Source organism: Duganella sp. (assembly GCF_039595735.1).
GTDB lineage: Bacteria > Pseudomonadota > Gammaproteobacteria > Burkholderiales > Burkholderiaceae_D > Rugamonas.
Genome location: NZ_JBCNLB010000004.1, coordinates 176,412 through 198,232, shown reverse-complemented (window position 1 = coordinate 198,232; position 21,821 = coordinate 176,412). Strand labels below are relative to the sequence as shown.

Here is a 21,821-nt window from a genome sequence, read left to right as displayed (position 1 = left end):
TATACAAATTACCAATCATGCTAGCACGGAAAAATTTGGCATTGATTCATATCGATTTTATATAAATACGTAAGAAAAAACGAATTTGTCGTACATATCAGCACTGGGGCATAGTGACGGATCGCCCGGGTGGCGGGGCATGGCGCGCGTTGCTCTATGAAACTGGAGCAAGGGCGGCAGAATGGCGGCGGCGGAATTTTGTCCAAACGGACAAAAAAGCAACAAGATAAAAATATTTAATTCGGCGCAAGTTGTTGTTGCGGTGCGACATGAAGGCCCCAAAACAGGAATTACATGTTACGGCCAATAAAAATATACAATATCGATCTTCCAGGAGCCTATTCATGAAACTTTCACAACTTAGTTTGACCGTTGCAGCGCTGTTTATCGCTGCCAGCGCGTCCGCGGCTGACCCTAAGCTGGGCATCGTGTATGACGCGGGCGGCAAGTTCGACAAGTCGTTTAACCAGTCCGCTTTTGAAGGCGCTACGCGCTTCAAGAAGGAAACCAACATCAATTTCATCGAGGTGCAAGCCTCCAGCGACACCCAGGCGGAACAGGTGCTGCGCGGCCTCGCCCGCAAGAACCTGGACCTGATCGCCTCCATCGGCTTCGCCCAGCAGGCGGCCGTGCAAAAGGTCGCCAAGGAATTCCCGAAAGTCCGCTTCGTGCTGATCGACGGCGTGGCGCAAGGCGCCAACGTCAACTCCATCACCTTCAAGGAAGAAGAAGGCTCCTACCTGGTGGGCGTGGCCGCGGCCATGGCCTCCAAGTCGAAGAAGATCGGCTTCATCGGCGGCGTCGACATCCCGCTGATCCGCACCTTCGCCTGCGGCTATGCGCAAGGCGCGAAAGCGGTCAACCCGAAAGTCGAAGTGACCTCCAACATGGTCGGCACCACTTCGGATTCGTGGAACAACCCGGCCAAGGGCGGTGAACTGGCGCGCTCGCAATTCGACCGCGGCGTCGACGTGGTGTTTGCCGTGGCCGGCGGTTCGGGCCTGGGCACGCTGCAGACCGCCAAGGAAAAAGGCAAGCTGGCGATCGGCGTCGATTCCAATCAGAACCACCTGTACCCAGGTAGCGTGCTGACCTCGATGGTCAAGCGCGTCGACAACGCCGTGTATGACTCCTTCATGCAAATGAAGAACGGCACCTGGAAGGCCGGCGTCACCGCCAAGGGCCTGAAGGAAGGCGGCGTCGACTGGGCGCTGGACGACAACAACCGCAAGCTGATCACGCCGGAAATCGAAAAGCGTGTGACCGGCGCGCGCAAGGATATTATCGACGGCAAGGTCAAGGTCATCGATATTCGTTCGGGCGCTGCCTGCCCGGTCTAAAATCTGTTTGAACATTGAGCGCGCCGCCGGGGATTTGCCCCGTGCGGCGCGTTTTACTTAAATATTTAATCCTATGCAGCCAGCAGTAGAATTTCGCGGCATCTCCAAGCATTTCGGAGCGGTCAAAGCGAACACGGACGTCAGCTTCACCATCGCCAAGGGATCCATCCATGGCCTGGTGGGCGAGAACGGCGCCGGCAAATCGACCCTGATGAGCATCCTGTACGGATACTACCGCGCCGACGGCGGGGAGATCCTGCTCGATGGCCAGGCGCGCCGCATCCACAACAGCCAGGAAGCGATCGCGCTCGGCATCGGCATGGTGCACCAGCACTTCATGCTGGTCGAGAACATGACCGTGCTGGATAACGTGATGCTGGGCAGCGAGGGCGGCTTCAAGCTGAAAGCCAACCGTGCGCGCGTGGAGCGGGAACTGCGCGAGATTTGCGCCCGCTACCGTCTGGACGTCGATCCGCTGGCCACCATCCACGACCTGTCGGTGGGCGCGCAGCAGCGGGTGGAGATCCTCAAGCAGATCTACCGCAGCGCCAACATCCTGATCCTGGACGAACCGACCGCCGTGCTGACCGCACAGGAAACCGAATCGCTGTTTGAAATCCTGCGCCTGTTCAAGGAACAGGGCAAGACCATCATCCTGATCACCCACAAGCTGCAAGAGATCCTCGACATCACCGACACCGTCACCGTGATGCGCGGCGGCCGCGTGATCGGCGCGGTGCCGACCGCCGGCACCACCAAGGAAGACCTGGCCAATATGATGGTTGGCCGTCCGATCGAGAACAACCTGCCGCGCGCGCCCTACAATCCGGGCGCGCCGGTGCTGCAGGTCGAAGGGCTGCAACTGCTGGACGACCAGGGCGTCAAGCTGCTGGCCGATATCGGCTTCACGCTGCGCGCCGGCGAGATCGTGGCGATTGCCGGCGTCTCCGGCAACGGCCAGAGCGAGTTGATGGAGATTTTGTCGGGCATGCGCCTGCCGTCGTCCGGCAAGCTGGAGTTCCTCGGCAAGGCGCTGCCGTTCGAGGGCCGCTCGGATGCCGACGGCCTGCCGCGCACCTTCCGCGAACTGGGCATCGGCCACGTGCCGGAAGACCGCCTGCGCGATGGCGTGATCAAGGCCTTCTCGGTCATGCACAACACCATCTTCGGCTACCAGGACAAGCTGAAAAACAAATGGGGCCTGCTCGACTTCAAGGCCATCGCCGCCCGCTGCGCGGACCTGATGCGCAACTTCGACGTCCGTCCGAATAACCACGACCTGCGTATCGGCCTGCTCTCCGGCGGCAACCAGCAGAAAGTGGTGATCGCGCGCGAAGTGCTGGCGCAGCCCAGGCTGATGCTGGTGGGCCAGCCGACGCGCGGGGTCGACATCGGCACCATCGAGAGCATCCACACCCAGCTGCTCAAGCTGCGCGATGAAGGGGTGGCGATCCTGCTGGTCTCCGTGGAGCTGGAAGAAGTGCGCGCGCTGGCGGACCGCATTCTGGTCATGTGCGGCGGCCGCATCACCGGCGAACTGAAAATTGAAGAATTCGACACCACCCGTATCGGCCTGCTGATGGGGGGCATGCATAAATCATGAATAAAGACTTGCCACGCTGGGCCACTGCGTTTGTCATGCCCGTACTGAACCTGCTGTCCGCCATGCTGGTGACGGCACTGGTGATCCATCTGCTGGGCGAAAGCCCGACCGAGTCGCTGGCCATCCTGGTCAACAGCGCGGTGGTCAATCCGGAAGGCCTGAGCTATACGCTGTTCTACGCTTCCACCTTCATCTTCACCGGGCTGGCGGTATCGATCGCCATGCAGGCCGGCCTGTTCAACATCGGCGCCGAAGGCCAGATGTATGTCGGCGGCCTGGGCCTGACGCTGGTGATGCTGGGCTTTGACAGCTCGCTGCCGGTGTGGGTGCTGATTCCCTGCGGCGTGATCGGCGCCGCCGTATTCGGCGCGCTGTGGTCCTTCCTGCCCGGCTACCTGCAGGCCAAGCGCGGCAGCCACGTGGTGGTGACCACCATCATGTTCAACTTCATCGCCGCCTCGCTGATGAACTTCGTGATCGTCAAGTACATGATCCCGGCCGGCGAACAGAATCCGGCCAGCCGCGCCTTTGCCGCCGCCGCCGAGATGCCGCGCCTGAACCAGTGGCTGCCGGTGCTGGGCGAAACCCCGCTCAACATCAGCTTCTTCCTGGCGCTGATTGCGCTGGTGATCTACGGCGTGGTGGTATCGCGTTCGGCGTGGGGCTTCAAGCTGCGCGCCACCGGCTTGAACCAGCACGCGGCGCACTACGCCGGCATCCGCATCAGCAAGATGATCATCATCGTCATGCTGATTTCGGGCGCGCTGGCGGGCCTGGGTTCGGTCAACTCCATCATGGGTTCGACCCACTACCTGTCGCTGAACTTTGTCGGCGGCGCCGGCTTCATCGGCATCGCGATCGCGCTGATGGGCCGCCAGCACCCGGTCGGCATCTTCCTGTCGGCGGTGCTGTTTGGCGCGCTGACGCAAGGTGGCTTCGACCTGTCGCTGGAAAAGCAGAACATCCCGCCGGAGATGGTCATTCTGGTGCAGGGCCTGATCATCCTGTTCTGCGGCGCGATGGAAAACCTGTACGCGCCGGCGATCGCCAAAGCGCTCAAATTCAAGAAGTGAGAACGATATGACTTTTGACGATCTCCATATCGGCAGCATCCTGGTATCGACCGTGCGCAACGCGCCGGTGCTGATTTTCGCCGGCATGGCCGGCCTGTTCGCGGAACGCTCGGGCGTGATCGACATCGGCCTGGAAGGCAAGATCCTGGCCTCGGCCTTCGTGTCTGCGGCTGTCGCATTTACCACGCAAAATCCTTGGTACGGCGTGATGGCCGGCATGCTGGTGTCGGTGCTGCTGGCTACCCTGCAGGCCTACGTCGCCATTTCGCAGAAGGGCAATCAGCTGGTGGCCGGCATCGCCATCAACATCGCCATGAGCGGCCTGACCTTCGTGGTGGCGCAGTACATCTTCCAGCAAGGCGGCCGCACGCCGGACCTGGGCTCGGCGCGCCTGTTCGACGTGGTGCTGCCCGGTTCCGCCGCGGTTGAGGGTATTCCCTTCATCGGCTGGCTGTACGCGCATCTGATCGGCGGCCATTCGGTGCTGGTGTACGTGGCCTTCCTGCTGGTGCCGCTGGTGCACTGGATCGTCTACCACAGCCGCTTTGGCCTGCGCCTGCGCGCCTGCGGCGAGAACCCGCACGCGGCCGACGCGGCCGGCGTCAACGTCGAGCGCCAGCGCTACTTCGCCATGCTGATCGCCGGCGCACTGTGCTCGCTGTCGGGCGCTTATCTGGCCATCGTGCAGAGCGGCTTCTTCCTGCGCGACATGTCGGCCGGCGCCGGCTACCTGGCGCTGACCGCCATGGTGTTCGGCAACTGGCGTCCGCTGCACACCTTCCTCGGCTGCCTGATGTTCGGCTTCTTCGCCGCCGTGCAGATCCAGATCGAAGGCGTGGAACTGCCGGTGGTCGGCCGCCTGCCGGGCGCACTGATCCAGATGGTGCCATACGTGCTGACCGTGATCGTGCTGGCCGGCCTGATGGCCAAATCGGTGGCGCCGAAAGCCCTCGGCACGCCGTTCGTGAAATCGCGTTAAAGCGTCTTCAGATAGGACAGCAGGTCGGCGACCTGCTGTTCATCCTTGATGCCCCAGAAGCGCATGCTGGTCCCCGGCACCACATCATGCGGCGCCCGCAGGTAAGCCGCCAGCGTCTTCTCATCCCACGTCAATCCCGACTTCTTCATCGCCTCGGAATACTTGTAGTCCCTGGTGGACGCCGCGCGCCGGCCCACAATGCCGTTCAGCTGCGGCCCATAGCCCGCGCTGGCATACGGCCCCACCGCGTGACAGGACGCGCAGCGGCGGAACAGCAAGGCGCCGTTCTTCGGATCGCCGCCGGCGGCGGCCTGTCCAGCCAACAGCAGCAGCACGAGCAGACAGGTCTTCATAGCAGATGCAGCGCGGCGTATTGCAGCAGCATGATGGTCTTGCCATCGGCGATGCGGCCGTCGGCCATCATTTGCATGGCCTGGTCCATGTGCAGTTCCAGCACCTCGATATCCTCGCCCTCTTCCGCCACGCCGCCACCGGCGCCGGCGCGCGTGGCCGGGTCGTATTCCGCCACGAAGAAGTACAGGCGCTCCGTCACCGAGCCAGGGCTCATGAAGGCTTCAAACACCTTGCGCACCTCGCCCACGCGGTAGCCGGTTTCCTCCTCCACCTCCGCCTTGATGCGCTCCTCCGGCGAGGCCTGGTCGAGCAGGCCGGCGGCGGTCTCGATCAGGAAGCCGTCATGGCCGTTGCCATAAGTCGGGAAGCGGAACTGGCGCACCAGCACCACGGTGCGCTGCGCGCGGTTGTATAGCAGGATGGTGGCGCCGTTGCCGCGATCGTAGGTCTCGCGGGTCTGGCGCTGCCAGCTGCCGTCGCTGCGGCGGTAGTCAAAGGTGGTCTTTTGCAGCAAAAACCAATCGTCGGATAGCACTTCTACTTTCTGGATGCGGATGCGGTCGTCGGGCATGGGGTTCTCCTATTGCGTTTATTTACGATATCATGCAATATCGTGCAATATCAAGAAAATTCATGCATATGCTGACACGTCAACGCAAAGAACTGCTGCTGGCCCGCCTGCACCAGGACGGTCAAATCGTCGCCAAGTCGCTGAGCGAGGAACTGGGGCTGTCGGAGGACACCATCCGCCGCGACCTGCGCGAGCTGGCCAGCGAGGGCTTGCTCAAGCGCGTCCATGGCGGCGCCCTGCCCGCCTCGCCGGCGCTCGGCACGTTCGCTGAACGCCAGCAGATTTCCAGCGACGCCAAGCCGGCCATCGCGCGCGCGGCGGCCGCCATGATCGCGCCGGGGCAGGTGGCGTTCATCGACGGCGGCACCACCGCCGTGCAGCTGGCGCGCGCCCTGCCGCCGGACCTGCGTTGCACGGTGGTCACGCACAGCCCGTCGGTGGCGGTGGAACTGGTGGAGCATGCGCACATTGAAGTGATCCTGATCGGCGGCCGCCTGTTCAAGCACTCCATCGTGGCCATGGGTCCCAGCGCGCTGGAAGCCATCGCGCAAATCCGCACCGACATCTACTTCATGGGCGTGTGCAGCCTGCATCCGGAAACCGGCATCAGCACCGGCGATTACGATGAAGCGGGCATCAAGCGCGCCATCAGCAACATGGCGCAGCGCACCGTGGTGCTGGCCTCGCCGGAGAAACTGGACACCGCCTCGCCCTACCAGATCGCGCCGCTATCGCAGGTGAGCGCCATCGTGGTCAGCGGCGACGTGACGGAAGCGCTGGTCGCCCCGTACCGCGCCATGGGGATCGCCATCACTAGGGCGTAGACGTTTAATGTGGCAAACTAGCGGGATGACGACACTGGATGCATTTACCGCGCGCACGGCATGCAGCATGCTGCTGGCGGCCGTGTGCCTTGTCATCGGCTGTAGTGCCGGCGCCACCACGCGCGTGGTCTACCCGCTCACCAGCCTGGATGATGTGGACAGCCGCTATGAATACGACTGGGCAGTGCTGCGCGTGGCGCTGCAAAAGACCGAGCCGCGTTATGGCCCGTTTGAGTTGCATCAGTCTACCCACCCCATGTCGCCGCAACGCGTGGCGCAGGAACTGCTGATGCCGGGCGGGCGCATCAACGTGTTCGCCCGCGCCACCTCGCCCGAACTGGAACGGCAATATCTTCCGGTGCGCTTGCCCATCGACCGCGGCTTGCTGGGCTACCGCCTGTTCCTGGTGCGCGACGACGACCTGCCGCGCTTTGCCGCCGTGCGCAATCTGGATGATTTGCGCAAGCTGCGTGTCGGCCAGGGCAAGGACTGGGTCGATGTGCCGATCCTGCGCAATGCCGGCGTCCCGGTGGTTGAAGGCACCAACTATCCGGGCCTGTTTGCCATGCTGGCGACCGGGCGTTTTGATTTTTTCTCGCGCGGGATCGATGAGGCTCAGCGCGAGTTCAAGGAGCGCCAGACCGCCTATCCGCACATGGTAATCGAACCCACCTTGCTGTTACGCTATCCGCTGCCGCTGTATTTCTTCACCCGGCGCGATGCGGAAGGCAAGCTGCTGGCGCAGCGCATCACGGACGGCATGGAGATGATGATCAAGGATGGCTCGCTGAACGCCCTGTTCCAGCAATACAAGGGCGCGAGCATCAAGGCCGGCCAGTTGCACAAGCGGCGCGTGCTGCAAATCGATAACCCGCACCTGACGCCAGAGACGCCGCTGTCGCGCAGCGAACTCTGGTTCAATCCTCTGACGGGAAAATAGAGCGGGAACGACGGGTTACGGCCAGATGGCCTGCAGCACCGCCGCCAGGCGGTAGCCGCCCGTAGTCAGCTGTGCCTTGGCAGCCGCCGACGATGGCACCGGATAATCATCCGGCACGGTCAACGGCCACACGTTGTACAACTCACCGGTGGTCTTGCTGGTCTGCTGGCCCATCTTGCCGGGGACGGCATCGGCATACGCCAGCTTGGCCACGGTCAGTGTCTGGTCGGCCCACTGATACGGCCAGGTGACCGGATCGCCGCTGCTGGCCGCCACGATCGGACGCTCGGCAATCACCAGCTGCGCAAACTGCTCCGGCGTGCGCGCGCCGATGCGGCGGAAGGCGTAGTTCACCACCGTGGTATCCCAATACGAATGGAACGCACGCGTAGCTTGCGGCGTCACCGGCTTATCGTCCGGCGGAATCAGGCGCGCGCTGTTGGCCACCAGCCTGGCATCGTCCAGCAGCAGATTGTTGCCGCCCTGCGTGCCAAAGGCTTCCTTGTCGTCCAGTTGCTGCTGCGTGGGCACCACAAAGCCGCCACGCTTGCCGACGTAGCCCTCGCCGACGTGCAACGGCTGCGCGATATCGCCGCTCAGGTGCGTCAGCATCAGCAGCGCCTGGCGCGGCGTGAAGTTGTGTGGATTGGTGTTTGCGTCGCCCTTCCCCTGCAGCACCGCGATGCACTGCTTCAGGGTCTGAACGATATCGTGGTCGGTGGTGCCGACGCCGTGGTCTTCGTAGCGCGGCAGCTGATACGGCACGTCGGTGTAGTGGTACTCGGCATGCAGCGGGTTGGCGGTGGTGTAGGCCAGCATCTCCTCGGTTTGCGGGCCGCAGTAAGTGCCCTTCACGCAATCGGCCCAGGTGGCGATTTTGGCCAGGCTCTCGCCCGGCAGCAGCAAGGCCTGCACCTGCTTCTCGGCGTTGCTGCCCTTGATCAGCTGATCGGCAATCGCGCCCACCGCGCGGTGGCCGTCATTGCCCCACGCGTGCGCGTTCAACGAAACGAAGGCGCCGCTGAGCGCCAGGATGCATGCGAGCTTCTTCATTCAGGACTGCCTTTCGACGGTTTCGGATATTGCTTGTTGATGTCGAGGACTTGCGCATACGACGAGCTCCAGGTCTGCTCCTGCAAGGCCGCCAGGCGCTGCGCCATTTTCTCGTTGCGCATCACCACTTCCAGATTGCGCGACAGGTCGAAGTAGCCGCCGCTCCAGTTGCTGGTGCCAACCCAGGCGATCTGATTATCGATCACCATGGTCTTGCTGTGAATGACGCGCGCAAACGGAATGAAGCCGCCCGACGCCACCGGCAGCGTCACCACGCGGATCTCCACATTGGGCAGCACGGCCAGGCTTTTCAGGTAAGCCTGCGCCGGCTTTTCCAGGTTCCAGTTGGAGACCATCAGCTTGATCCTGACGCCGCGCTGGGCCGCCGCGCGCACCGCGTTGTCGATCACCGCGTAGTAAGGACGCATGCCCTTCGGGCCGTAGCTCAATGGCGCGTAGTCCAGCAGCTGGATGCGCACTTCATTCTTCGCTTCCGCCAGCAGCGCCGGCAGGCCGGTCTCGGAATCGCCCACGCCGGCCGGGTTGTACTGGTTAGGGCTGGACAGCAGGAAGGCGTCCTGGTGAATGTCCGCCAAGGCGGTGCGCACGTTCAGCACTGGTGCGATCTGGCCCTGTGAGGTCAGCGCCTGCGCGCGCCAGTCCTGGTTGAAGATGGCCAGCACCTGCGCCACCACTTTCGGATCGGTGATGCGCAAGCCGGTTTCGTGGATATGCTCAAACGAGCGCCAGTCGAAGTTCTGGCTGCCGACATAGGCAGTCGCGCCATCCACCACCAGATACTTGGCGTGGATGATGCCGTTGCCGGTCAGCTTATTGAAATCCAACACACGGAATTCCAGGTTCGGAATCGCTTTCAGCCGCTCGATGGTCGGCTGTTCCGACAGGCCGATGCCCTTCTGGTCGAGCAGGAATCGGATCTTCACGCCGCGCTTGCCGGCGGCTTCCAGCCGCTGCACCACTTTTTCAAACACGCTGCCCGGCTTGACCACGGCGTAGAACTGGCCGATGACGATTTCGCTTTTGGCGTTATCGAACAACTCCGTCCACACCTGCGCCGCGCTGCGCAGGTCATCGCTGTGCAGCGGCGTTTCGACCGGCGCGGTCTGCACCAGCTCATAGCCGGGGATGGAAAACTCGGCGCGCGCCGGCGCTGCCAGCACGGCTGCTGCCACCACGGCGGAAAGTACGATTTGACGCATGAACACTCCTTGGTTTATTCCACGCGCTGGTAGCGCTTCTGCGGTGCGGCTGCGCCGGCGGGTCGTTGATCCTGCTCGCGCCTGATCAGGTAACTGGTCAGCGCATCGATATCACGCACATTGGTCGGCGTGCGGTTGCTGCCCTTGGTGAAGGTGGGGAACCCATCGCCGCCTTCGGCCAGGAAGTTGTTGGTGACCACGCGGTAGCTGCTGTCCATCTGCAGCGGCGCGCCATGCAGCCTGACGCTGCCCGGCACGATCCTGCGGCCTTCCGGCTGGCTGGCGTCCCAGGCGTAGCTGAAGCCTTCCGACACCTGCAGGAAGCCACGCTTGGCATCGCGCCCGCCCAGCCACTGCTCCTCCAGCAGCTCGACAATTTGCGCGCCGCGCAGATTCATCGCCACCAGCGCATTCCCGAACGGCAGCACGGCCATGGCGTGGCCCAGCATGACGCGGTTGCCGGCGGCCGTATCCAGATCCTGGCGGATGCCGCCCGGATTCTGCAGCGCGATCTGGGCGCCGTAGGCGCGGCCGGCGTACAGCATGGAGTCAGCCACCAGATCGCCCAGCGCGGATTCGTGCGCCAGGTCCTTCTCGCGCTTCACGCTGGGCACCGCCAGCGTGGCAATCGGCTGCGCCAACGCCGCGGTGCTGCGCGCGCGGGCCTGCTTCAGGTAGGCGTCCAGCGCCGGATCGGCCGGCCAGGTGCCGGGCACCATGACCTCCTGCCGCGCGGCGACGTCGCGCACGCTGTTGGTGCTGGTGTCCACGGTCAGGCGGATGCGGCTCATCACATGCCCGCCCATGTCGGATTGCGTCACCAGCCGGCCGTCCACCTTGCACAGATACCCCTGGTGCGAGTGGCCGCTGATGACCACACGGATGGCGGGGTCGAGACGCCTGACCACATCCACGATCGGCCCTTTCAGATTGGCGCAGTCCTGCTGGTCGAATTTATCGGTGGTGCGGCCGCCCTGGTGGATCAGCACCACGAACACGCCCACGCCCTGCTGGCGCAGTTCCGGCAGCTGGCGGTTGATGGCGTCCGCTTCATCGACAAACTCCAGGCCGGCGATGCCGGAGGCCAGCGCCGATTCAGCGGTCTCGCGCAGCACGGTGCCGATCAAGCCCACCTTCACGCCATGCGCGGTCTCGATCTTATACGCCGGCAGCACCGGCTTGCGCGTCACCATGTCGATCACATTGGCGGCCAGGTACTGGAATTGCGCGCCTTCATAGCTGCCGGCGAATTTGCAGGCCTTGTCGGCGCGCGGCGACACGCAGCCGCCCTTCTGCTGACGCAGCAGTTCCATGCGGCCCTGGTCGAATTCGTGATTGCCGACCGAGGTGGCGCGCAGCCCAAGCAGGTTCATGGCGCCGATGGTGGGCTCGTCGGCCCACATGGCGGAGATGGCGGGACTGGCGCCGATCAGATCGCCGGCGCCGACCAGCAGCAGCTCGGGGTCCTGCTTGCGCCACGCCTGCAGCGCCGCACCCAGCGTATCGATGCCGCCGGCCTGGATCACGCGCTCGCCGCCGTTCACGCTGTCCCAGGTGTACTTGCTGGCTTCAAGATTGCCGTGGAAATCGTTGAGGGCCACCAGCTGGATTTCTTTCACATCCAGCGGCGCGGGCTGCCGCGATGCGCAGCCCGCCAGCGCCGCTACTGCCATCAGGCTCAGGTATTTATTCATAGTCGCGTATTGTACAAATAAAAAAACGGCTGATGTTGCCATCAGCCGTTTTGATTCACTACGTTACAGATGACGAGATTAGAACTCGTAGCGGAAGGTCGCTTGTGCCGACCACTGGGATTCACCAATGGACTGCTTGACGTCGTATGCCTTCACGTCACGTACGCGGTAGATGTACTTGCCGCTTGGGTCCAGACCCTGGTAGTCAACAAAGGTACGGATGTTGCCGCCGGAGCCCAGGAATGGCATCTCGTTGATGTGACCCCATTTCTTGTTCAGCAGGTTGCCGAAGTTGAAGATGTCAAAGGTGAACGACGACTTGTGGCCCTTCCAGAAGCCAGGCAGCTCTTGCGAGATACGCAGGTCAAAGCTGTTGGTCCATGGCGAGAAGGCCGTGTTACGACCGACTACGCCGCCCGCCGATTTTTTCAGGATCGAGTTGCTGTTTACGATAGACCAGAACTTGTCTTCGTTGGCGTGGCTGGTGGCGGTATCGCCGTAGAACACCACCTGGCCCGAACCTGGCGCCGAAGGGATGTACATCAGGTCGTTGCCGGCCAGGCCGTCACCGTTCAAGTCATTGTTGACGGTCCAGCTGTATGGCTTGCCGGAACGGCCTTCATAGAACACGCCGAAGGTGGTCTTGTACGCGCCCCACAGACGCTTCTGGAAGTTGACCAGGGCGTTGATACGGTCCTTGACCAGATAGGCGGCGTTGGCGTTCACGTTTTCGTTCGGATCAAACGAAGCGCGGCCGCTGTAGTTGGACGACGAGGTCGACGAGGTCAGCGGCGAAACTTCCTTGGCGCTGGTGTACGAGTACGAAATCGACCAACCCAGGCCCGAGGTCAGCGGACGGCTCAGCGACAGGGTGGCAACGCTGCTGCCGCCATCCTTGGTGCCGGTCGCCACCAGCACGTCGGTGTAGGCGGAGTTGCTCAGCGACTTGGTACGCACCGTGCCGGCGCTGCAAGTCGAAATCGACGAACCGGTCGCGCCCCAGCAGATCGGGTTGTAACCAGCGGCGGTGTAGTACAGCGGACGGCCGTCGGTACCGGTCTTGGTCGCCACGCCCAGATTCAGGTTCTGATAGTAGATCGCATCCTTGGCACGGACATTCAGGTATTCACCGCTCATCACCAGGCCATACCATGGCAGTTCGGTTTCGAAGGCGATGTTCGACTTCCATACCGATGGCTGACGCAGGCCAGGCGCCAGCGCGTCCACCTTCATGGCAGGCGTCGAGCCGGCGAAGTTGGTTGGCTGGTTGTTTGGATCGACGCTGAGCAGGCCATCGGCGGTTGGGCAAGTGGCAAAGCTGCCGCCGCAACCGATGGTGCGGGTCTGCACGCCGGTGTTGGAGAACGGGTTGGACAGCCACACGCCCAGCGCTGCGCCCTGGAACAGGCCGGCGCCGCCGCGGATCTGGGTCTTGCGCGCGGTATCCAGCGTGTAGTTGAAGCCGATGCGCGGCTGGAACAGCTTCTGGCCGTCGAAGGTGACGGTGTTATCCAGGCCGAAGCCGCCGGTGGCGCGGGTGTTGGTGGCTGCATTGCCCGGCACGGCAGCAGCGGCCGCGAAGGTATTACGCAGCGGACGGCCATCGACGCCGGTGTAGTCCACACGCACGCCGCCGGTGATGGTCAGGCGCGGGTTGATGGTCCAGGTGTCCTGCACGAAGGCGCCGGTGTCCTTCATCGTGAATTGCGACACGGCGTCGTTCACGGTCAGGCCTGGATTGGCCACCTGCAGGCTGTAGCTCGAAGGACGGCCTCGCTGGAAGTTTTCCAGCACGGCTTTCTCGATGTCGGCGTTGCTGGCGGAACCGCACTTCATGCCGGTCGCCATGAAGCTGTAGGCGATGTTGTCGATACACGAGAAGGTGTAGTTGCCCCACACGTTCTGCAGGAACGCATTGTAGATCTCATTCTTGGCGTAGTCCGAACCGAACTTGATCTCGTGATCGCCACGCGACCAGTTGGCGCCGGCGTACAAGTCAGTGGTCTTGGTGCCCAGAATGTTCATCTGGCGGCTGTTGTCGGTACCGAAGCTCATGCTGCGGTCAGCGGTCGACACGCCGGCTGGGGTGCCGGCCGGCAGCGGGCCGCTAAAGCGCAGCGTCATCAGCGGCGCTTTCAGGCCCAGTGCTGGCACGGAGTCGAAGTCGCGCTTGGAGATTTTCAACTCGGTCGACAGATTCGGGGTCCAGTCGGACAGCAGCTGGCCAACCTTGGTTTCGATCGAAGTGGCCTGCTGGTAGTACACCGAGGACAGCGCGATATTGCTGGAGGTGGTGGCGCCGTATTGCGGTTCGGTCTGCGAAGTCTTCGCATAGCGGAACATGGCGCGGTGGTTGTCGTTGATGTTCCAGTCAAACTTGACCAGCTGGTCTTTCAGATCCAGACGCGAACCGGAAGGCGTGGCAGTGGTGCCGATGTCGGTGTTGTACTTGCTCTGGGCGATCGACTGGGCCGAGGCGATGGCCGATTGCGTGATGCCGACGGTCGACAGGCCGCCGCCGATCGGGCCAAAGGCCGGACCCGCGCGCGACGATTCCACTTTTTCCCAGCTGGCGAACAGGAACAGCTTGTCGGCGATCAGCGGGGTGCCGACGTTACCACCCTTGGTGATTTCTTTCGATGGCGGCGGCGCGCTGTAGGTATCGTTGGTGATGTTGTAACGGTCGCCGGCCAGCTTGTCGTTACGGAACACGTAGTACACGCTGCCCTTGACCGTGTTGGTACCGGACTTGGTGACTGCGTTGATGTTGCCGCCGGTGTAGCCCTTCTGGGTCACGTCGTAGTTGGCAACGTTGACCTGTACCGACTGGATGGCTTCGATGGTGATCGGTTGCTTGTAGGTCGGGCTGCCGTTGGCGGCCAGGCCGAAGGTGTCGCTGACCGACACGCCGTCGATGGTGAGGGTGTTGTAGCGGCTGTTCTGGCCTGCCACGGACATTTCGCCGCGGCCCTTGTCGGTTTGCGCCACGCGTGGGTCGGCACGGGCGTAGTCTTGCAGGTTGCGGCTGATCGACGCTTGCGCCTGCAGCTGGGTCGCGTTGATCGAGGTGACCGACCCCATGTTCGATTTGGAGAAGATCTCGGAACGGGCGGCGGAGCCGGCCACGGTCACGGACTGGATCGCCGGTGCGCCCAGGGTGGCGTCGACGTTGGCGGTATCCGCCAGCTGGGTATAGATCTCTTCGCGCTTCTCAGTGACACCATCCTTGCTGATGGTGATCGTGTACGGGCCGCCCGCGCGCAGACCGCGCTGAACGTAGTGGCCATCCGCATCGGTCACCACGGTGGTGACCGAACCGGATTCCTTGTGCACGATGGTGACGAGTGCGCCGGCTGCCGGCTTGCCGTCGGCAGCGACGATACGGCCGCCGATTGCCGAGGTGGTGTTCTGCGCGAAGGCCGGTGCTGCCGCCAGGGCGACAGACAGGCTGAGCGCAATTTGCGTCAGCTTGAGCCGTTTATGATTGATCATTGTATAACCTCAAAAAAGACTAATAGTTATATGGAACCCTGCGGGTGGCAGGTATTTCCCTCTTTACTTTTGCTGCAACTGGTCTGGGCCGTCAAATCCCGGCGTGCCAAGGGCAGCGGGTGAGTGTAACGACCAAATATGTCAGGGCCATGACGTGTTTATGACAACTTTGTGACATCAACAAGGGCATTGAGAAGGCGAAAATCTTGCCTTTTTGGATCATTTCCGTGAACTATGAGGCAAGGAAAAATGCGTGACAAATACGATTTAATTTATACATTAAGACGTTAAACGTATAAATAAGTCATAAGCTGGTCACAAAAACATGACGCACGTATCAGGCTGACAACAGGCGGGCAGAATTATAAGTCACCATTGCCTGTATGAAATCCATTCATTATCAAATACACAAAAAGACTGAGCACAGACACTAATTTATGTCGCAAGGAGGCCACACAATGGTCAGAAAAAGACTTGCTTTTGATAATTATTGCGTTTTATGACAGCACGTAGAATAGCGCTGGAATGGGAAGGAGTTTGTAACAAACGCGGCGTTTGTGGGTTACACACCACAAACGCCGTGGTTTTTCAGCGGCCGGCCTTGGCGATCTCGGCCTCGAATTTGGCGAACTTGCCGTCCAATGCCTTCAAAAGACGCTGCTTGTCGGCCTCGGCCAGGAAGGAATAGCGGATGCTGTCATATGACAGTTTTTTGACTTCGGCATAATCCGGCTGGTAGCGGGCGGCATACAGCACGTACTCGCCGGACAAATTATTACGCGAGACGCCGGCATCATCGGTCGACAGCACATACGGCACGCCATATTTACGGTACAGGGTAACCGGGTGGGCCTGGTCCTTGATCCCTAAAATAAAGTCGTTACTGCTGAGGTTTACCTCGACCGGAATCTTCGCATCACGCATTTTTTTCATGATGGCCAGCGGATTGCTTTCGTGGGCGATGTCCATGCCATGGCCGATGCGGCTGGCGCCGGCCACCTCGATCGCATCCTTGATGTGGAAGGTCAGGCCCTCCGGCGGCACCATGCCCAGCGACAGCTCGCCGGCGTGCAGCGCCAGTTTCACGCCTGGATATTTTGACTTCAGGAATTTAAACATTTGCATGTGCAACGCGTAGTCGCGCATGGAGACGTGCACGCTTTCCTGGCCAACAATGTTGACGCCGACAATCTTCGGATGGCTGGACGCCAGCTTGAAGCTCGACACGATCTGCGAATACACCTGCGACGGCGACAGGAAGCGCAGCGCAAACGGCTGGTAGCGCAGCGTGAATTGCTCGTCATCGATGCCGGCACCCGCCTTGTCCACATTGGCGATGTAGGATGCGATCCAGCCCTGGAAGGCCTGATCCTGATCCAGCCTGGCGCTCAGGGCGGCAAAATCGGCCTCGGTAACGCCGCCGACCAGCGCTTTCTTGTCGAAGTCATCGTCCTTGGCGATCGGCGCGATCTCGAAAATGGTTTCGATGTAGCTCAGGTTTTCCTGGATGGCGCGCTGCTTCAGGCGCTGCAGGCCATCGGCGGTGTTGGTCGAGGAGACCGGGTTAAAGTAGGCAAAGGTGTCGAAGAACTGGCGATCCGGCGGCGACTGCACGGCGCCGTGGTTGTAGAAGTCCTTGTCCGACCAGCGCTGCAGCAGATTGGCCAGCAGCGTGTTGTCGTTCATGACGTCCTGACCGGATACGCAGGCGCCGGCAGGCTTGCTCTTTTCGATGGTGTAGGTGGTCTTGTTGACGCACAGGCCCTCCTTGTCCACCCACTCCAGATACTGCTCGGCGTAGATCGCGCCCGAGTAGTGGTGATGCAGGTCGCCGCCCTTGGGCATCATGGTGAAGAACATGGTCAGCTCGGCCAGCTTGGGCTCCTTGCCCGGCGCGACCAGCGTAGCGAAGTGGCGCCTGGTGGCTTCCTCGTTGGCGTTGGTGTCGCGCGCCTGCACTGGCGGCAGGGTACACAGCATGGCGGCAGCCAGGGCGATGGCTTTGATGTTGTTCTTCATGTGAGCTTCCTTAGTCAAATCGATTCGCGGGCATGCACCTGACGGCCGGCGGCATAGGTGGCGGCGATGGCGCGGTCGTCACCCAGCAGGGCCAGTGCAAACAGCAGTTCTTCCAGGCTGCCGCTGCGCGCGGTACGGCGTTGCAGCAGCGGCGTGGCCTGCGGATCGATGACGATGAAGTCCGCCTCCGCCCCCTGCGCGAAATTGCCGATCGTGCCTTCCAGCTGCATGCTGCGCGCGGCGCCCAGCGTGCCGAGATAAAACATCCGCAGCGCCGGCAGATAACTGCCCTTCAAGCGCGCTACTTTATAGGCTTCATTCATCGTTTGCAACATGGAGAAGGAAGTGCCGCCGCCAACGTCGGTGGCCAGCGAAAGCAGCACGCCCGCGTCATCGGCGCGTTCGAAGTCGAACAGGCCGCTGCCGAGGAACAGGTTGGAGGTCGGGCAGATGGCGGCGGCGGAGCGGGTTTCGGCCATGCGCTGGCGGTCGCGCTCATCGAGCCAGATACAGTGGCCGTACATGGCGCGCGGGCGCATCATGCCATGGCTGTCGTAGACGTCGATGTAGCTGCGCGAGTTGGGAAACAATTCGCGCACCCAGGCGCATTCGGCCTGGTTTTCCGAGACGTGGGTCTGGATGAAGGTGTCCGGATAGGCGCGCGCCAGTTCGCCGGCCAGCTGCAGCTGTGCCTCGGTGGAGGTGGGCGCAAAGCGCGGGGTGATGGCGTACAACGAGCGTCCGCGCTTGTGCCAGCGCTGGATCAGGGCTTCGGTATCGCGCGCGCTGGATTCGGCGGTATCGCGCAGGAAGTCCGGGCAGTTCCGGTCCATCATCACCTTGCCGGCGACCATGCGCAGGCCGCGCTGTTCACTGGCGGCGAAGAAGGCATCCACCGATTGCGGGTGCACGGTGCAGTAGACCATGGCGGTGGTGGTGCCGCAGCGGAGCAGTTCATCGAGGAAGAAGTCGGCCACGTTGGCGGCGTGCTTGCTGTCCTCGAACTGGCGCTCGGATGGGAAGGTGTAGGTCTCCAGCCATGGCAGCAGGCCTTCCGACGGCGAGGCGATCATGTCGGTCTGCGGATAGTGCAGATGGGTGTCGATAAAGCCGGGCATCAGCAGCTTGCCGCTGTAATCGTGCACCACAGCGCCCGGCGGCAGCGTGGCGTGCAGACTGGCGTAATCGCCGGCCGCTTTGACTTTGCCGTCTTCGATGATCAGCAGGCCGTCTTCTTGCCAGTCGTGCGCGTTGTCGCTGAACGCCGGATCGGCGAGGAAGTGCAGCAAGCTGCCACGGTAGGCTTGCAGGTTGGAGGTCATATTGGTCTTTCTTGAATCTTGAATTCGAATCTTACGCTTCCCACACCATCAGCAATTGCGCGCACACGGAGGCGGCAATGGCGGCTGGGAGCTTGCTGGTGATGCCGGGCAGGCCGATAGGGCAGACCATTTTATCGATGCGGTCCCGCGCCAGTCCGCGCGCGGCCATGCGGCGCTCGAATTGTACGCGCTTGGTGTCGGAGCCTATGAGACCGAACCAGCCGACGTCCTCGCGCGCGAGAATGGCTTCGGTGATGCGCTGGTCGAGTGCGTGGCTGTGGGTCATCACAAGATAGCTTGCCCCCGGCGGCGCCTCGGCTGCCACGGCTTCCGGCGTGTCAGTCGCCTCGACGCGCACGTTGGGAGGCACGGCGGACGGGAACATATCCTCGCGCTCATCGACCCAGGTGACGGTGCAGGGCAGCTCCCCCAGCACGCGCACGATGGCTGCGCCCACATGGCCGGCGCCAAACAGCACCAGATGGGCACGCGGCGCAAGGCAGGCATCCACCAGCCAGCGCCGCCCGCTGTCGTCGCACATGACATGCGTGCCGCGCGCGCGATCGACCGCCGGTGCGCCTGCCGCGTCTTCTCCGCCCAGCAACAGCGAGACGGCCGGGCCGTCGATGGCGCTCAGCCGCCAGCTGTCCTCGCGCTGGCGCGCGCGCAGACTGGCCAGCACCTCGGCCAGTGCCGGCGTCACCAGCTCAAACGCCAGATGCACCACGCCGCCGCAACATTGGCCCAGCGTCGGGCCGAGCGCATACCGCTCCAGCCGCGCGTGCGCTTCGTCCTCTCCGGCCGCAGCCATGCTTTTCAACATCGCACGCGCCACCTCGATCGCGCACATCTCCAGATGTCCGCCGCCTATCGTGTCATGCTGGCCGCGCGCCGTCACCAGCATCCTGGCGCCCGGCTCGCGCGGACCGGAGCCCTCCACGATCGCCACCGTCACCAAAACCGCCGGCTCCGACACCTGCGCTGTCAGCCACTCATTCATCACGCCGCCATTTCCACCGCGGACACGGCCCGCAAAATCTCCTCGCTGGTCGCCGGCGCATTCAACGGCGGATTCACACGATGCCCGCCGACCGACGAGATCGCATCGCGAATCGCAAAGAACACCGAGAACGGCAGCAGCAACGGCGGCTCACCCACCGCCTTCGAGCGATGGATGCTGTCCTCCACATTCCCGTTATCAAACAGCCTGACGCGGAAATCCTCCGGACAATCCGAAATCCCCGGAATCTTGTAGGTGGACGGCGCATGCGTCATCAGCTTGCCCGCCGCGTTCCACCACAACTGCTCCGTGGTCAGCCAGCCCATGCCCTGAATGAAGGCGCCCTCCACCTGACCAATATCGATGGCCGGATTCAGCGAACGTCCGGCATCATACAAAGCATCCGCGCGCAGCAGCTTCCATTCGCCGGTCAGGATATCGACCACCACCTCCGACACCGCCGCACCATAAGCATAGTACGAGAACGGATGACCGTTCATCGTCTTCGGATCCCAGTGCAATCCCGGCGTGGCATAGAACCCATCAGACCACAACTGCACCCGCGCCAGATACGCCTTCTGCACCAGCTCAGGGAAAGACACCTGATGGCCATTCACATGAACGTGATTATCGAAGAAGCGCACCGGCTGCCCATCCTCATCGCCATACAGCCTGACAGCATACGCCGCCAGCCGCTCGCGAATCTGCCGCGCCGCATCCTGCGCCGCCTTGCCGTTCAAGTCCGCGCCGGTGGATGCCGCCGTGGCCGAGGTATTCGCCACCTTGCTGGTATCGGTCGCCGTGGCGCGCACATGCGACATATCCACGCCCAGTTCATGCGCCACCACCTGCATCACCTTGGTGTTGATGCCCTGCCCCATCTCCGTGCCGCCATGATTGACCAGCACCGAACCATCCACATACACATGCACCAGCGCGCCGGCCTGATTCAGATGCGTGACGTTGAACGCAATACCGAACTTCAGCGGCGTGAACGCGATACCCTTCTTCAGTACCGGACTGGTGGCGTTGAACGCCTTAATCGCCTCGCGGCGCGCACGGTACTCGCTGGTCTGCTCCAGCTCCGCCGTCAGCGCCTCGATCACGTTATCGACAATCTCCTGCCCGTACGGCGTGACATTGCGCTCCGTCTTGCCGTAGAAATTCAGGCGGCGGATATCCAGCGCATCACGCCCCAGATTGCGCGCGATCTCATCGATGATGTACTCGATCGCAATCGCGCCCTGCGGACCGCCGAAGCCACGGAAAGCCGTATTCGACTGGGTATTGGTCTTGCCGCAGCCGGCGCGGATATCCACATCGGACAGATAGTAAGCGTTATCGAAATGGCAGACAGCCCGCGTCGCCACCGGTCCCGACAAATCCGCCGAGAAGCCCGCACGCAAAGTCATATCCACTTTCGCGGCCAGAATCTTGCCACTGTCGTCGTAACCGACTTCATACTCGTAGTAGAAGCAGTGACGCTTGCCGGTGACCAGCATGTCATCATCACGATCCGCGCGCAGCTTGACCGGACGGCGCAACCTGGCCGCCGCAATGCCCGCCGAAGCCGCCCACAACGCCGACTGCGACTCCTTGCCGCCGAAGCCGCCACCCATGCGGCGGCATTCAACCTGCACCTTATGCGAATGCACGCCGATGGCATGCGCCACCACGTGCTGCATCTCGCTCGGGTGCTGCGTCGAGCACTGCACCAGCAGGCCGTTATCTTCCTTCGGGATCGCGTAGGCGATCTGGCCTTCCAGATAAAACTGCTCCTGGCCGCCGACAAACAACTGCCCCTTCACCACGCGCGGCGCGGCCTCAAACGCAGCCTGATAGTCGCCGCGCTTGAGCTGCATCGGCGGCAGCACGTAAGAGCCGGCAGCCTTGGCCTCCTGCGGCGTGAAGATGGCCGGCAGTTCCTCATAAGTGACCACCGCCTTGCGCGCGGCGCGGCGCGCGTTGTCGTGCGAGTCCGCCACCACCATGAAGATCGGCTGGCCGACATACATCACCTCCTCCACCGCCCAGATAGGATCGTCGTGGATGATCGGGCCGCAATCGTTGGTGCCGACGATATCGGCAGCGGTGGACACCGCCACCACGCCCGGTGCGCTGCGCACCGGCGCCAGATCCATCGCCGTGATGCGCGCATGCGCCTTGGACGACAACCCCAGCGCCGCATGCAGCGTGCCTTGCAGCTCGGGGATATCATCGGTGTAAGTGGCCTGGCCCAGCACATGCAGCTCGGCCGATTCATGCGGACGGGCGACGCCGACCGCTTTCCAGTCAGTCGCAGTAATCGCGGCTGGAGCAACGGGTTGATTCATGATG

Annotated in this window: 16 protein-coding genes; 6 read left to right on the top strand and 10 right to left on the bottom strand. The window is 62.4% G+C overall.

Going from position 1 to position 21,821, the window contains the following annotated elements; genetic code table 11:
* Window positions 1-344: 344 nt before the first annotated feature.
* The 4 genes from ABDW57_RS10665 to ABDW57_RS10650 all read left to right on the top strand — a co-directional run bounded on the left by ABDW57_RS10665 (window position 345) and on the right by ABDW57_RS10650 (window position 4,995).
* Complete coding sequence (locus ABDW57_RS10665) at window positions 345-1,340, top strand: BMP family ABC transporter substrate-binding protein (RefSeq protein WP_343730177.1); 996 nt, start codon at window positions 345-347, stop codon at window positions 1,338-1,340.
* A gap of 73 nt (window positions 1,341-1,413) precedes the next feature.
* The gene (locus tag ABDW57_RS10660) at window positions 1,414-2,943 is read left to right on the top strand and encodes an ABC transporter ATP-binding protein (RefSeq protein WP_343730176.1); all 1,530 of its coding nucleotides are present in this window, start codon (window positions 1,414-1,416) and stop codon (window positions 2,941-2,943) included.
* Window positions 2,937-4,016 (top strand): ABC transporter permease, encoded by a 1,080-nt coding sequence (locus ABDW57_RS10655; protein ID WP_343730334.1) that lies wholly within the window; start codon window positions 2,937-2,939, stop codon window positions 4,014-4,016. Before ABDW57_RS10660 ends, ABDW57_RS10655 begins: the two co-directional genes overlap by 7 nt.
* A gap of 7 nt (window positions 4,017-4,023) precedes the next feature.
* Window positions 4,024-4,995: an ABC transporter permease gene (locus ABDW57_RS10650; protein WP_343730175.1), complete on the top strand. Its 972-nt coding sequence runs from the start codon at window positions 4,024-4,026 to the stop codon at window positions 4,993-4,995.
* Here the strand turns inward: ABDW57_RS10650 and ABDW57_RS10645 are convergent.
* Together ABDW57_RS10645 and ABDW57_RS10640 are read right to left on the bottom strand one after the other, a co-directional pair.
* Window positions 4,992-5,348, bottom strand: a complete 357-nt coding sequence (locus tag ABDW57_RS10645; RefSeq protein WP_343730174.1) for a cytochrome c family protein — start codon at window positions 5,346-5,348, stop codon at window positions 4,992-4,994. The two genes, ABDW57_RS10650 and ABDW57_RS10645, sit on opposite strands and share 4 nt — an antisense overlap.
* Window positions 5,345-5,920, bottom strand: a complete 576-nt coding sequence (locus ABDW57_RS10640) for an NUDIX domain-containing protein (RefSeq protein ID WP_343730173.1) — start codon at window positions 5,918-5,920, stop codon at window positions 5,345-5,347. The genes ABDW57_RS10645 and ABDW57_RS10640 overlap by 4 nt, the downstream gene beginning before the upstream one ends.
* Window positions 5,921-5,988: 68 nt before the next feature.
* On the opposite strand from ABDW57_RS10640, the gene ABDW57_RS10635 reads away from it, so the two are divergent.
* Window positions 5,989-6,744: a DeoR/GlpR family DNA-binding transcription regulator gene (locus tag ABDW57_RS10635; RefSeq protein ID WP_343730333.1), complete on the top strand. Its 756-nt coding sequence runs from the start codon at window positions 5,989-5,991 to the stop codon at window positions 6,742-6,744.
* Window positions 6,745-6,769: 25 nt separating this feature from the next.
* On the top strand, window positions 6,770-7,684 hold the full coding sequence (locus tag ABDW57_RS10630; protein ID WP_343730172.1) for a hypothetical protein: 915 nt from the start codon (window positions 6,770-6,772) through the stop codon (window positions 7,682-7,684).
* A 15-nt stretch (window positions 7,685-7,699) separates the two neighbouring features.
* On the opposite strand, the gene ABDW57_RS10625 is transcribed toward ABDW57_RS10630, so the two are convergent.
* The 8 genes from ABDW57_RS10625 to xdhB form a co-directional block, all read right to left on the bottom strand.
* Entirely contained in the window at window positions 7,700-8,737 is a 1,038-nt protein-coding gene (locus ABDW57_RS10625; protein WP_343730171.1) for a S1/P1 nuclease, read from the bottom strand.
* Entirely contained in the window at window positions 8,734-9,957 is a 1,224-nt protein-coding gene (locus ABDW57_RS10620) for a phospholipase D-like domain-containing protein (RefSeq protein WP_343730170.1), read from the bottom strand. Before ABDW57_RS10620 ends, ABDW57_RS10625 begins: the two co-directional genes overlap by 4 nt.
* A 14-nt stretch (window positions 9,958-9,971) precedes the next feature.
* Window positions 9,972-11,651 carry a bifunctional metallophosphatase/5'-nucleotidase gene (locus ABDW57_RS10615; protein ID WP_343730169.1) on the bottom strand — a complete coding sequence of 560 codons (1,680 nt, stop codon included), beginning with the start codon at window positions 11,649-11,651 and terminating at the stop codon, window positions 9,972-9,974.
* A gap of 78 nt (window positions 11,652-11,729) precedes the next feature.
* A complete protein-coding gene (locus ABDW57_RS10610; protein WP_343730168.1) occupies window positions 11,730-15,143 on the bottom strand; it encodes a TonB-dependent receptor in 3,414 nt (1,137 codons plus the stop codon).
* A 588-nt stretch (window positions 15,144-15,731) separates the two neighbouring features.
* Window positions 15,732-17,162 (bottom strand): adenosine deaminase, encoded by a 1,431-nt coding sequence (locus tag ABDW57_RS10605; RefSeq protein WP_343730167.1) that lies wholly within the window; start codon window positions 17,160-17,162, stop codon window positions 15,732-15,734.
* A 14-nt stretch (window positions 17,163-17,176) separates the two neighbouring features.
* Window positions 17,177-18,484 (bottom strand): guanine deaminase, encoded by a 1,308-nt coding sequence (gene guaD / locus ABDW57_RS10600; RefSeq protein ID WP_343730166.1) that lies wholly within the window; start codon window positions 18,482-18,484, stop codon window positions 17,177-17,179.
* 31 nt (window positions 18,485-18,515) lie between these two features.
* Complete coding sequence (xdhC, locus tag ABDW57_RS10595; RefSeq protein ID WP_343730332.1) at window positions 18,516-19,484, bottom strand: xanthine dehydrogenase accessory protein XdhC; 969 nt, start codon at window positions 19,482-19,484, stop codon at window positions 18,516-18,518.
* Window positions 19,484-21,817: a xanthine dehydrogenase molybdopterin binding subunit gene (xdhB, locus tag ABDW57_RS10590; RefSeq protein WP_343730165.1), complete on the bottom strand. Its 2,334-nt coding sequence runs from the start codon at window positions 21,815-21,817 to the stop codon at window positions 19,484-19,486. The genes xdhC and xdhB overlap by 1 nt, the downstream gene beginning before the upstream one ends.
* Window positions 21,818-21,821: the final 4 nt, after the last annotated feature.